General features: G+C 44.7%; 12 protein-coding genes and 1 pseudogene. 8 read left to right on the top strand and 5 right to left on the bottom strand.

The features are described from left to right. Positions 1-15 precede the first annotated feature (15 nt). From NST07_RS29670 to NST07_RS29660, 3 genes and pseudogenes are all read right to left on the bottom strand, one after another. Positions 16-476, bottom strand: a pseudogene (locus NST07_RS29670) (ATP-binding cassette domain-containing protein); the annotation flags it as partial. After that, the gene (locus NST07_RS29665) at positions 406-1,080 is read right to left on the bottom strand and encodes a FadR/GntR family transcriptional regulator (protein WP_341096370.1); all 675 of its coding nucleotides are present in this window, start codon (positions 1,078-1,080) and stop codon (positions 406-408) included. The gene NST07_RS29665 and the pseudogene NST07_RS29670, both read right to left, overlap by 71 nt. A 53-nt stretch (positions 1,081-1,133) precedes the next feature. Next, complete coding sequence (locus NST07_RS29660; RefSeq protein ID WP_341096369.1) at positions 1,134-1,304, bottom strand: hypothetical protein; 171 nt, start codon at positions 1,302-1,304, stop codon at positions 1,134-1,136. A 795-nt stretch (positions 1,305-2,099) separates the two neighbouring features. On the opposite strand from NST07_RS29660, the gene NST07_RS29655 reads away from it, so the two are divergent. From NST07_RS29655 to NST07_RS29635, 5 genes are all read left to right on the top strand, one after another. Then, entirely contained in the window at positions 2,100-2,621 is a 522-nt protein-coding gene (locus NST07_RS29655) for a MarR family transcriptional regulator (protein WP_341096368.1), read from the top strand. Next, positions 2,602-3,381 carry a Fe-S cluster assembly ATPase SufC gene (gene sufC / locus NST07_RS29650; RefSeq protein ID WP_341096367.1) on the top strand — a complete coding sequence of 260 codons (780 nt, stop codon included), beginning with the start codon at positions 2,602-2,604 and terminating at the stop codon, positions 3,379-3,381. The genes NST07_RS29655 and sufC overlap by 20 nt, the downstream gene beginning before the upstream one ends. 47 nt (positions 3,382-3,428) lie before the next feature. Further along, positions 3,429-4,712, top strand: coding sequence for a Fe-S cluster assembly protein SufD (sufD, locus tag NST07_RS29645; RefSeq protein ID WP_342481986.1), 1,284 nt, complete (start codon positions 3,429-3,431; stop codon positions 4,710-4,712). Positions 4,713-4,765: 53 nt separating this feature from the next. Continuing rightward, the gene (gene sufB, locus NST07_RS29640) at positions 4,766-6,163 is read left to right on the top strand and encodes a Fe-S cluster assembly protein SufB (protein ID WP_341096366.1); all 1,398 of its coding nucleotides are present in this window, start codon (positions 4,766-4,768) and stop codon (positions 6,161-6,163) included. Between the two features lie 321 nt (positions 6,164-6,484). Next, positions 6,485-6,724 (top strand): NifU family protein, encoded by a 240-nt coding sequence (locus NST07_RS29635; protein WP_341096343.1) that lies wholly within the window; start codon positions 6,485-6,487, stop codon positions 6,722-6,724. Positions 6,725-7,435: 711 nt separating this feature from the next. Here the strand turns inward: NST07_RS29635 and NST07_RS29630 are convergent. Then, entirely contained in the window at positions 7,436-8,389 is a 954-nt protein-coding gene (locus NST07_RS29630) for an NAD(P)-dependent oxidoreductase (RefSeq protein ID WP_341096355.1), read from the bottom strand. Between the two features lie 125 nt (positions 8,390-8,514). Here NST07_RS29630 and NST07_RS29625 point away from each other — a divergent pair, with 125 nt between their 5' ends. After that, complete coding sequence (locus NST07_RS29625; protein ID WP_342480677.1) at positions 8,515-9,399, top strand: LysR family transcriptional regulator; 885 nt, start codon at positions 8,515-8,517, stop codon at positions 9,397-9,399. Positions 9,400-10,144: 745 nt separating this feature from the next. Further along, a complete protein-coding gene (locus NST07_RS29620; RefSeq protein ID WP_341096353.1) occupies positions 10,145-10,414 on the top strand; it encodes a hypothetical protein in 270 nt (89 codons plus the stop codon). 66 nt (positions 10,415-10,480) lie between these two features. On the opposite strand, the gene NST07_RS29615 is transcribed toward NST07_RS29620, so the two are convergent. Next, the gene (locus tag NST07_RS29615) at positions 10,481-11,794 is read right to left on the bottom strand and encodes a transcriptional regulator (RefSeq protein WP_341096352.1); all 1,314 of its coding nucleotides are present in this window, start codon (positions 11,792-11,794) and stop codon (positions 10,481-10,483) included. 224 nt (positions 11,795-12,018) lie between these two features. Between NST07_RS29615 and NST07_RS29610 the strand changes: the two genes are divergently transcribed. After that, positions 12,019-13,245 carry a M20 family metallopeptidase gene (locus tag NST07_RS29610; protein WP_341096351.1) on the top strand — a complete coding sequence of 409 codons (1,227 nt, stop codon included), beginning with the start codon at positions 12,019-12,021 and terminating at the stop codon, positions 13,243-13,245. Positions 13,246-13,259: the final 14 nt, after the last annotated feature.

Genomic DNA, 13,259 nt, shown 5'->3' with positions numbered 1-13,259 from the left:
GGAATGTATTGTACATCACCAAACTGTGGGCGAAAAACGACTGTAATGTCCAACAGCGGCAAGCAATGCTTCGTGCTTTCCTTGTTCTTCAATGCTATATGCGGTACGACCACAATTTGATCTGCTCTCTTTATGGTTGCCAGACGGTGAGCAATCATCAAAGTTGTTCTTCTCGCTGAAAGCTCAGCAAGAGAATGCTGAATTGAAGTTCGGTATCCAGTGCAGTGGGGGTCTGGTCCAGGATCAGGATGGGCGAATTCTTGAGGAACATCCGTAAATAGCCAGTCACTGTTTTTGTCCCCCGGACAATCTACCCCACGTTCTCCGATCACTGTATCCATCCCTTCAGGTTGTGCATGGATAAAGGTCTCTAGTTAAGCCCGGTGAGTGGCTTCCCAGATTTCGTCATACGCTATATTCTGTACGGGCCTTTTCAATGTATAAACGAACAGCCTCCTCGGCTTGATGGCAATCCTGATTGGCAATGGCTTGATAAAGCAGGTCATGAGAGTCGTGATAAAAAGCTGCATTTTTGAAGTCCTTCGTTTCCAAAACCATGTTTTGCAGCGCCTCGGAAATATGATTGTACAAATTCGCCATCAATTGGTTATGTGAAGCAGCAATCACCATTTTGTGAAACTCGACATCCCAGTGAGCATAAGCTTTGAGATCCTGCTGGCTGGCTGCTTGTCTGCACTGGTCCAAGCATGTCCGAATCGCCTCCAAATCTTCTTCGCCTCTCCTGAGGGTAGCCAGGACAGCAGCCTCTCTTTCCAATGCATATCGGACCTCCAGGCTCTCTAGCTTATCGGTATGCTGAATCACTTTTTTAATCACTGACCCCAAAACACTTGAGGAGCAGACATAGGTCCCATCCCCTTGTCTGGTCTTCAGCAGACCCGCATACGTTAAAGCCCGAATGGCTTCCCTCAAGGTATTACGGCTGACTTGAAGCTGTTCCATTAGCTCGGGCTCTGGAGGAATACGCATCCCTACTTGCCATTCGCTGTTTTCGATCTTCTCCTGGATCTGGTAGGCCACCTGTTCCACCAAGGTTAAACGTTGAGTTTGAGTTAACAACAGCATTACTCCTTTACGAAACGTAGGATGTTTGGTATTTCGGTGTTATTATATCAGATTGACTTTAACTTGGAAAGATGAAATTGATAATGATTATCATCAAGTTTTTTCATAGAATCCAATTGAAAGGTAGGAATAACTGGCTCATAACGAGTGATCAACGTGGCTTCTGCTTCCTTGTCACCATTTTGCGCTAAATGGAGCAGAGTAGAAGTACTATTCATGTTTATCCTCCTTTTATCATCCAATTGCAAAATATCAGCGCTGTATGATAAAGCGGGAGGAGGGAAGACTGCGACAAGCAAAACGAGCCTTTACTTCTGTTGTGGTGACGAACTAAAAAGTTGATATCGATCTCGAAATTGACAACATCCGAAGGAACAACATAAGAGTGAATCACACCTCAGTTTCTCAAAAAAAAAAAATATTTGATGAATTACTGAACTGAACAGTGAAAAGTTCCTTCAGCTGCTTTCACAGTCAGGCGGATGTCCCGTTGCGCTTTCTCGTCTTCCACCAACTCCAAGGGATGGACCTCTCCCTTTTTCAAATACCAGTTGAGCTTCGGCATGGGTTTGCTACAAAGTGGTAGCTGAATCCGCCGATGAACTGCTAAGCGCCCAAGGTGCATTCGATCTTGAACCGGGCGGTATACAGTTCGATGAGCTCGGTCGCCTTCAGGGTCAGATGATGCTAGCTAGAATGGTGAATCGCCCGTTCAGCTTCACCAGCACAAACCGCAGTTCTTGTTATACTCTTTGGCCCCAAGGCAAATCCTGACACAGGTAACTGAGCGCTTCTTCTTTGCCATATATGTTCACGGTAGCATATTGAAGCGCGGCGGCGCGGCTTTGAAACAACTCTAGCGCTTCCAGAATTGCGTCACACTGAACACAATTGATATTGATAATCAATATCAATTGTGTTAATATGATTTTGTTCTCTTGTGAACAAAAAATAATCTATTGCTGACACTGAACTTGGTCTGCAGCTACTACAAGAGAGGGGAGATTACGAAATTGGAGTTTCAAAATCATTTTAAAGGTCATCTTTACGAGCAATATATTAGAATGCTGCATCTGAATGAGCTGTATACTGAGCAAGAATTTAACTCGTTTCGGCAACAGGCCAGAAAGTACCAGATTGACATGCTCTCCAACAATATTACTAGTGTACACGTTATTGATTGCATTGGTGATTATGAACCGATAAATCATACCGGGATTGTGGAGAAGATGGGGTTGTCCAAAGCTGGCATTACTAAAATTAGTGCAAAGCTGCTGGAAATGGGCTTCATTATGAGAAGTCAACTGAACAACAATCGTAAGGAGATTTACTTTAGTTTAACGGATAAGGGAAGACACGTTTATCATTTGCATAAAGAGCTGCACAAAGAAAAAGAAGAAAGGTTTTACCAATTCATTGAATCCTATTCAGAGGCTGAGCTGCAGATTATTGGAAAATTTATGAGTGATTTGGTGGCACGTGCCGAAGATTACTCCGAAGGGAAGTTTACAATAAATGACGACATTAAAGATTGAGGAATTAAGATCCAAGATTGAAGGGAAAGAAATTTTAAAAGGGCTCACACTGGAGATTCATGGCGGAGAGATTCATGCGATTATGGGGCCTAACGGGACGGGGAAAAGTACGTTGGCTTCAGCTTTAATGGGCCATCCAAAATATGAGGTTACTGGCGGCAAGGTGACATTGGACAATGAAGACCTTCTGGAGATGGAGGTGGATGAGCGTGCCCAGGCAGGCTTGTTCCTCGCTATGCAATACCCAAGTGAAATTGCCGGGGTGACCAACTCGGACTTTCTCAGAAGTGCCATCAATGCACGGCGTGAAGAAGGCGATGAGATATCCTTGATTCGTTTTATCCGTGAAATGGAGAGCAAAATGAAGGGGCTGGAGATGAACCCGGAATTTGCGCATCGTTATTTGAATGAGGGATTCTCCGGCGGTGAAAAAAAGCGGAATGAGATTTTGCAAATGATGCTGCTTGAACCCAAGTTTGTGATCCTGGATGAAGTGGATTCCGGGCTTGATATTGATGCACTGCGTATTGTGGCCAATGGCGTAAATGAGATGCGCAGCCCGGGTAGAGGCTTTTTAATCATCACCCATTATCAGCGCCTGCTGAACTATATTACCCCGGATTTTGTGCATGTCATGATGCAAGGCCGGATAGTTAAATCTGGCGGCCCGGAGCTTGCCCACCGTTTAGAGGCTGAAGGATACGATTGGGTAAAAGAAGAGCTTGGGATTACGGATGAGACGGTAGGCGAGGAAGTTTGAAAGCTGAAGAGGAGGAAAAGCAAGTGGGTATACAAGCAAAAATTTCAATGAATGCGAACGCTTTATGCGCTTGGTCAAGTGCTAAGGATGAACCTCGTTGGTTGCTTGAACGCCGGATTCGGGCACTCGAGCTGGCAGAGACGCTGGAGCTGCCTAAAGTGGAGAAAATCAAACTTGAAAAATGGGATATCTACGAAAGTGGTGGTTACAAAGCTGAGAATGCGTGGTCAGGTTTGGAAGATGCGCCGGAGGTTGTTCGAGGTTTGTTTGCCTCTCCGGTGGAAGGCGGACTCATCGTTCAGATCAATTCGGATGTAGTGTACACAGAATTGTCGGCTGATTTAGCCGCACAGGGAGTGATTTTAACTGATTTGCATACTGCTGCGAGAGAACATGAGGAATTGGTTCAATGTTACCTCGACCGGGCTGTGAAGCCGGAAGAGCACAGATTGTCTGCTGTGCACAGTGCCTTATGGAGTGGTGGCGTTTTTCTATATGTCCCGGACGGTATAGAGGTTGAAGTTCCCATTCAAGCGATCTTTTATAGCGATACGAGCGGGGCGCTTTTTGCTCCTCACATCTTGATTGTGACTGGTAACAACAGCAAGATCAGCTATGTGGATCATTGTATATCGAGCAGAGATGATATCAAGGTTTTGCATAATGGTGTGGTAGAGGTGTTTGCAGGGGCAGGCTCCAAGGTGCAGGTCGCTTCTGTTCATCAGCTTGCTGCAGCAACAACGGACTTCACCCAGCGGCGTGCGATTGTGCTTGCGGATGGCGGTGTAGAATGGATTGTCGGCGAGATGAATAATGGCTATACCGCCAGTGATACGAAGACATTACTCCAGGGCAACGGGTCCATCTCTGACGCTAAGGTGATTGCGATAGGCTCTGGGGACCAGAAATTGAGTTATACTACGCAAGCTCAGCATTTTGGCAGAAGCTCGGTGAGCCAAATGATCACACGCGCAGTAATGCGTGAAGAAGCTACGGCCATTATCAACGGGATTACAAAAATTGAAAAAGGTGCAACCCATTGTGATGGTCAGCAAACAGAACGTGTACTGATGTTAAGTCCAAATGCGCGCGGTGATGCCAATCCGATCCTGCTGATAGATGAGGATGATGTAACCGCCGGTCATGCTGCATCCGTGGGGCAAGTAAATGCGGAACAAATCTATTATCTGATGTCTCGTGGGATCTCACGGAGCGAAGCCGAATATCTTGTTATTTTCGGATTCCTCGCTCCTGTCATTTCGGAGATCCCGCTGGAGGGAATGCGTAGCCGCCTGCAGGATGTAGTGGAGAAAAAGCTTGGCAGATTATAGGGAATCTGAGCCAATCAAAGTGAGTCTTATGAAGGTTAAAAGGAGCGATAACAATGGCTAAAAAAGCGCCGGATATGGGTGAATATAAATATGGGTTTCGCGATGAGCACCAGTCTATTTTTCAATCTGGAAAAGGTCTGACTGAAGAGATTGTCCGTGAAATTTCCCGAATCAAGGAAGAGCCGGAGTGGATGCTCGATTTTCGGCTGAAAGCTTTGAAGCAATTCTACAAAATGCCGATGCCTGGGTGGGGAGCGGATTTGTCCGGATTAAATCTTGATAACATTCAATACTATGTTCGCCCTTCCGAAAAACAAGGAAAGACCTGGGAGGAGGTTCCCACCGAGATTAAAGCAACCTTTGACAAGCTAGGGATTCCTGAAGCGGAGCAAAAGTTTCTGGCAGGCGTATCCGCTCAATACGAGTCGGAAGTAGTCTATCACAGTATGCGGAAGGAACTGGAGGAGCAGGGCGTTGTTTTCCTTGATACGGATACTGCTTTAAAGCAATATCCTGAAGTGTTCAGGCAACATTTTGGAACGATCATCCCTCCCGCCGACAATAAATTTGCAGCGCTTAACAGTGCGGTTTGGTCAGGCGGCAGCTTTGTATACATTCCGAGGGGCGTTCAATGTGAGGTTCCTATACAAGGGTATTTCCGTATTAATTCTGAAAATATGGGCCAATTCGAGCGGACATTAATTATTGCCGAAGAGGGTAGTTTTATCCATTATGTTGAAGGATGTACAGCGCCTATTTATAGTACCAGTTCTCTGCATAGCGGAGTTATTGAAATTATTTGCAGGAAAGATTCCCGTGTCCGTTACACGACAATCCAGAATTGGGCTCCTAATATCTACAACTTGGTAACCCAAAGGGCTGTAGCAGAGGAAAATGCCACAATGGAATGGGTGGACGGCAACATCGGCTCCAAGGTAACCATGAAGTATCCGGCTGTAATATTGAAAGGAAGGGGAGCCAAGGGGTCCATCCTGTCTATTGCCGTAGCCGGTAAAGATCAGCATCAAGATGCCGGTGCGAAGGTAATTCACCTTGCTCCCGAGACAACATCTACGATTATATCCAAATCGATCAGCAAGCAGGGCGGCAAAGTAAACTACCGGGGATTGTCAAGCTTCAGCCGCGATTCCGCAGGATCCAAGTCCAATATTAAGTGTGATACGTTGATTTTGGACAACCTGTCATCATCAGATACGATTCCTTACAATGAAATTAAAAACGATCAGATTACTTTGGAGCACGAGGCAACAGTATCCAAAGTGTCCGAGGAACAATTGTTTTACTTAATGAGCCGCGGGCTTACAGAACAAGATGCCACACAAATGATTGTAATGGGCTTTATTGAGCCGTTTACCAAAGAATTGCCGATGGAATATGCCGTTGAAATGAATCGGCTGATTCAATTTGAAATGGAAGGCAGCATCGGTTGATTCAATAATTTAATAGATCAAACCTTTATCACTCTTTAAAGAAGTACGAGGTGTTGGTAATGAAGAAGAATAATTCGGACAATTCAGAACTAGCTGAAATTACCCGAGAGATACGGAAACTTCAGTTCTACTTCAATATGCTGTCAGGATTGAGCGCAAGTTGTGGTGTGATGATACCTTTAGACTCTATTTATACGCTTATAAGGGAACTTTCGGATCAAGAGGCCATTCTTAGGCAAAAAGCAAAGGATCAGTCAGACTATCTAGGGTGAAAAAAGGCTTGAATTGACTGTTGGTAAAACAATGAGAGGAGCTGGAATAATGGAGGGGAATGGAATTTTATTCGATGAAGTATCGGAAGTGCTTCTCAAACTACGTCCTTTCTTACTGCGTGACGGTGGAGATGCTGAATTAGTCGAGGTTGAGAACGGTATAGCCAAATTAAGATTTTTGGGAGCTTGCAACGGTTGCCCAAGTGCTACGATTACGTTAAAGGCTGCTATTGAGCGCGCAATTCTTGAGGAAATCGATGATATTAAAGAAGTTGTACAAGTATTCTGAATTTATTTAGGTAAAAGACACTAAATGTATCCTCAAATGTATGCATACTGTGTGTCTGAGGCATCTTGAGAGAGCTGTCAGCACTCATTCGCTCGTTCTCACCATAGAGAAAGGAGCACACTTGAAGTGAATAATATGAAGGTATAAAAGATCAAGAAGCAGTCAAAGTTATGGCTTCTTATAAATGGGAATATGGAATGAGAAAGGCAACTATATATAGAATAAAATGATAATATTTAGCTAAAATTAAATATTTTTAAAAATGCAAAGCCCTATGAAGTGTACCCCATATGGCTTTGCAAATAATTAGTTGTAAAGATAAAAAACAACTGCCAGTATAAAAGTAATTGTCAACTGTTGTTTGCAATCTTCATGAATGATTTCATTTCATTTTGCTTATTTATTGATAACTGGCTCATAATGGGTAATCAACTTGGCTTCAGCTTCTTTGTCACCTTTTGTGCTAAATGGAGCAGAGTTAAAATGCTATTCATGTTCATCCTCTTTTTATCGTCTAGAAGTGAATGATAGGTGAATTATGACATAAACGGAGGGCTACGACATAGGTTTACCCTTTTTATTATCTATGGGAAACCAGGTGCGGGAATGTGTGTCTATTAGCCTGACGGCAGCATTATCCGTCCCTGCCCGAATTATCGGAAAGCACGCAGTTGCAAGGGTCTGCGTCCGATAGCTCATTTTTTTATTGCATCAAAATTGTAACAACTCATTGAGCTTACTTTCAGGCTCTTCACCATTTTCTACACGTTTTATATTATTGACAAAAAAGTCATATCTTTTCTTATGAAATTTCCGGCCATCAGGCATTCCTGCTGTATGGGGCGTAAGGATCACATTCCCCAGATTCCGGAGCTCACTGTCCAAAGGAAGCGGCTCAGTTTCAAACACATCTAAGCATGAGCCGGCAATATCCCCGTTTTTTAGAGCATTAATCAAGTCTCGTTCGTTGACAATCCCGCCGCGGGCCGTATTGATAAACAAAGCGGTTTTCTTCATTTTTTGAAACATCGTTTTGTTGATCAACTGCTTGGTTTGCGAATTCAAAGGCAAGTGTACACTGACGATGTCCGATGTGCTTACAAGAGTATCAAAATCCGTCATTTTCACAAAACCGTCCGATTGTGCAACGTAATTTCTCTTATAAGCCAGCACCCTCATATCAAACACTCGGCAAAACTCAGCTACTTTTTTCCCAATAGCGCCCAAACCGATAATCCCAATGGTTTTCCCTTCTAATTCATATCCGGTATAGTCCAAATGATGTTCATCCATCCTGTTTTTCATGAACGCATCCAGAAACGGTATGTTTTTATAATAAGACAAGATCAGCGCCATAACGTGCTCAGCTACTGCGTGTGCATTCACGCCTGCAGCATTGGCCACCCAAATGTTACGTTGTGTGCAGGCAGGGATATCCACATTATCAAATCCTGCACCTGTCTGTACTAACTTTAAATCTTTTGCAGTAGAAAGCAGGCTGTGATCTACTTTAATATGTTCAGGGATTATGACCTGACAATCTTCGATATGATGCAGCATATCTTTTCCGGGAGGGGCAATAACTACGTTCCAATCTTGCGGAAAATATCTTGCGATGTTTGATTTTGAGGTTTCGTTAAAATAACCAACTATAAGAATTTTCATGTTAAACCACCCTTCGTTGCTGTTTGTCTTGATTAATGATAATTTTAAATATGAAGAATAATAGTGTAAAACTCAAATATTTTGAGAACTATATTAAGTATTTCTATATATCGAGGGGATATTCTATGTATTTTCCTGGGATTGAAGCATTTTTAGCAATTGTACGGACCCAGAATATAAGCAAGGCGGCCGAATGGCTGCACTTGTCACAAGCGACGGTAAGCTACCGGTTAAAGACATTGGAGGAGCAAATGGGCGGCCTTTTGGTTGAACGGAGAAAAGGGGCATCCAAAATCAGTCTGACCCCAAAAGGGGAAAACTTTTTTAGCATTGCGGAACGATGGGAGGCTCTTTGGAGGGAAACACAAATCTTACAGGCTAGCGGTTCGCAGTTAAGTTTGGCCATAAGCGCTGCCGAAAGTATAAGTCATTTTGTTTTGCCACCTGTGTATAAAATGCTAAATCAGCATACTCCGTCAATTCGTCTGCAAATTCGAACGCAGCATACTCAGGAAGCTTTTGACAGTATTGAACGACGCGAGATGGATGTGGCATTTGTGGTGCGGGAAATCGTGTCGCCTAGTGTCACGGTTAAACCGTTTTTTAAGGAAGAAATGGTACTACTGCGTCTGGCTGTGCCGGGGCGTCAGGCTGGAGGTGCGGTTGAAATGAAAGAATTGGAGGCACAGCACGAAGTCTTTATCAATTGGAACAGAGAGTTTCAATTCAGACATGATCAGTGGTGGGATCCTCTTTGCCCATCCCGTGTTCATCTGGATACAGCGGGACTCATCACTACTTTTTTGAATAACACCAAACAATGGACGATCGTGCCTGCTTCGATTGGCAATTATATGATGCAGATGGGAGATTTTGTTCTCCAGAAACTATCTGTTTCTGTGCCTCCAAGAATGTGTTATAAAGTAACGCATAAGTTTCCAAACCAGGCTTTACACGAGCCCCTTCGTATTCTTGATAACTACCTACAAGATTTACTTGGAATAACATGATCCGGGATATATTTGCAATTGATTATTGGCTTGCAAACTGGTGTATGAAGAAAATAGAGCATTAGACTGAAGCTTGCGAAGCGCTTTAGATAAGTTGGGCTGCAGTAATTGGCAGACTGACATGTGCTGGTACAGGCATGCTAATGATGGCTTTGGAGGATTCTCCTAATAGGCATACTTGACTGAACAAAGCGAATGCAATAGTGAAGGCCCAACTGGTGTTGATCCAGATGGATCATGGCCTGAATCTATACGATATCATCATGCAGCTTTAGAGCGGTTTGTCGGTTATACGAAGGTGCTTGAGAATATGACGGGTGAGAATTGGTTTGAGAGTACTACGCTGTTACATATGTTTAATATAGCGTAGGTATGCAGACTCCGGGGTATGAATACTTCGGCGACGGGATATCCACACCTCCTTTTGGCGAAAGGCCTGTGAAGCCGGTTTCAATGCGGTATAGTTGCTGGTGGCGGTAAGTTCATAAACGGGAAGCGTTAGGGTTTTCGTTGATGGACAAGAAGTTTTAAATAGTTCTGGAGAAGTTCAACGCCTCTATCCCGAGCTGTTCCCGGCAATGTTTAAAATTCCTATTCAAGCAGGTGGTGAACTCACGATAACTATTGAGGAACGAAAAAGTATGGGATGTCGGGTATAGGAAGATGCAATATTCTTGGAATTGAGTCCATTGATTAAATTCGACTTACGAGGACTTCATCATTCCCAAGGCCGATTCGGACTAGGATGTGCGACGGGGCTGAAAAAGGCGGGCATCAGTTCTCGGCCGGGGACGGTTACGCCATTATTGCCATGGTGGAAAAAGGCCTGGGCAGCATCATCCTCCCGGAGCTGGTCACCCGGTTCCAGCATGAGCATGTAGCCATGCTTGAGCTGGAAGAGAGCAGCTTCCGTTCCCTTGGCTTCGCGGGTCAACTCGATGAAATATGCTTCACCAGCAACGCGGCGGTTTCTGCACATGTGCAGAGCTGGTCGTCCGGCAAGGGAGTGATTTGACCCAGTAAATATGCACACAAAAGGCATGTTTTTGAAACTGAAAACATGCCTTTTTGCCAATGGTCATCATTTGCTTAATTTTTGTCCTTCGTTGTCAAGAAACAACAGCTCGTAGTATTTTTTTGGCCGCCCTTTACTGTTGTCCCGTTTTTCAAATACCGTTTGTACGTACTTACTTTCTTCAATTTTGTTAAGGATACGGTTTGCACCTCTGACGGTCATGGACAGGCACTCGGCAACATCCTCAGAGGATAATTTATTGGTTCTCATGATTTCTGCATAGGACATGATTTTTTGCAAATTGATGTTGTTGATTCCGATCCTTTTGGCTAACGCAATGATTTCCGGGTCACCCTGTTCGGAGAACTGGATGACATTCATGCTCCGCATGGGGCCGACAACCTTCTGATTCTCGTCTATAAAAAAGCTGCAACTGCCCGTAAAGGCCTCCGCCTGTCTGTGAGCTTTGGTAGCGTTGACGTTCGCTTGAAAATATTCATGCCCCGAGCCCCACCCAATCTTCACCTTGTCGCTTATGCGCTCTTCCAGATATTCCAGCAGGGTGCAGTTATGCGCGTTAGAGGTGATCCTCATGAAATTTCCGTAGGTAGTGTACAGTCTGACAAAGCCTTCTGAAATTTGGGCCGTGTCTGCCAGATTCATGCTATGCAGAAACCTGCCGACAAGGACTTTTAGCTCATGAAGCTGCTCTTCAGAGGGTGGCTGCTCAGTTATGGCCGATAAGCATGCAACAACTGCCCTCTGGTTCTTAAGCTTGAGGATGGTAATTTCGTTGATGATCTCGCTTATGGTCTCTTTGACGTTCTCCAAGGTGGGGCGGATTAAGATATATCTGACTCCGTGCTTTTGCAGTTCCGGCACAAAATGGCCGAACGCCGTGATGGATAGATCTATTTTCTCATCTTCCCACAGCGTGATATGGTTCTCCAGCATGGTCTCCACCCGTTTGAGCAAATCTCCGCTGTCAATGGGTTTGCCCTCATGAGTCAGGTATTGCTGGAATTCGCTGAAAGACTCGATGATATACGCATAATCCACATAGATCCGAGAGATATCCAGCCCATGTTCTGTAACCAGCAGCCGGAAAAGCTCCCTGTACAACAGGTTCTCATCATCCTGCAAAATGTGAACAGGCACCTTGTCATCCAGGCTTTCCTTATCGATGGACTCGTAAAGCATCCTGCCGCTGATCACAAATCCATCCACCGAATCCAGGTTTTTGAGATAGATGTCTGTTGTTTCCCGGAAATTGCTGATTGTAAGAAACCGGAACTGACATAGTGGCCGCATTTCTTCTTCAATGGCGCGGAAATAGTCCATATGGGTCTCAGGCGTGATAATACCCAGCTTGATTTTCATGATAGATTCCTTTCATAAACAGTTCAATCAAAAGAGTTATATCACAATAAATGTGATATTACAATGTTCCGCCAGCCTCTGAAATAATGTTCTTAAAATGTCTTAATATCTCTTGACAGGGAATAAAAATGCCAGTACGATAAATCCGTTCTTAAAAAGTCTTAAAATACAAAGGGGGGAATGTTAACTCTGTTCTAACGTTCATTTAATTTGTGCTTTGGGAGATGTTCATTGTGTTTGAAGAAGCTGAAGACTTTTTGATTATGGCGCATCAGCTGCAGGACAAATTGGTCAAGTATCGGCATCATCTTCATGCGGTTCCGGAACTTGATCTAAGTTTGCCCAGGACAACCTCATATGTAAAAGAGGCCTTGGAGTCGATGGGCCTTAAGCCCGCTCCCGTAGGAAAATCAGGCTTAATGGTTACCATTGGCGGACAGCATGAAGGGAAGGTGGTTCTGATCCGTGCGGATATGGACGGGCTGCCGATTCAAGAAGAAACGGAGCTGTCTTACGCATCGTTGAATGGAAACATGCATGCTTGCGGTCATGACATGCATACTTCCATGCTGCTGGGAGCTGCGGAGATTCTGAAGGCTAACGAACAGCAGCTTCGCGGGACGGTTAAGCTTATGTTTCAGCCGGGTGAAGAGACGCTGCACGGGGCAAAAATGATGCTGGAGAGCGGGATTCTCGATAATCCCAAGGTGGATGCAGCCATGATGCTTCACGTATTGACTGGAATGCCGCTTCCTACCGGACAATTTGTAGTGCCTGAGGAAGGTGGAGCGATATCTGCTTCTTCGGATTGGTTCGAAATTATCATCCGCGGAAGGGGCTCACATGGCGCAATGCCCGAGGCCGCAGTGGACCCCTTAAATGTGGCTGCTCATCTTCATCTGGCGTTGCAGGGTATCCTTAGCCGGGAAGTTTCGCCAATTGATAATGCAGTGCTTACCATTGGCGTGATGGAAGGCGGAAGTACAAACAACGTGATTCCCGATATGGCCAGAATGAAAGGAAGTGTACGTACCTTTAGCGCCGCATTGCGGGATAAAATGGAGACTCGTATCTGTGAAATTTCCGCAGGAATAGGAGAAACTTTTCAGGCCAAGGTGGAAGTGATCTATACGAGGGGATGTCCTGAGGTGAAAACGGACAGCGGGCTGAACCGGCAAATGAGAACGACGATTGCCAACACTTTTGGCGCGAGTTCCTTCATCGGTATAACCCAACTGGTACCCGGTGGTAAATTAATGGGATCAGAAGACTTCGCATTTGTCTCACAGGCGGTGCCAAGTACGACAGTGTTCCTTAACGCAGGCAATATCGAGGAAGGCTATAGTTACCCTGTACACCATCCAAAGACGATGTTCTCGGATGAGGTGCTTCATAGAGGGGCTGCGGCTTACGCTGCTTTTGCCAGAGATTGGCTTGAAAGTAATAGATAAGTTCTAAACCAAAC

The organism is Paenibacillus sp. FSL L8-0340 (assembly GCF_038593145.1).
GTDB lineage: Bacteria > Bacillota > Bacilli > Paenibacillales > Paenibacillaceae > Paenibacillus_AQ.
The sequence above is the reverse complement of the archived record's forward strand: the minus strand, read 5'-3'. Positions and strand labels throughout refer to the sequence as shown.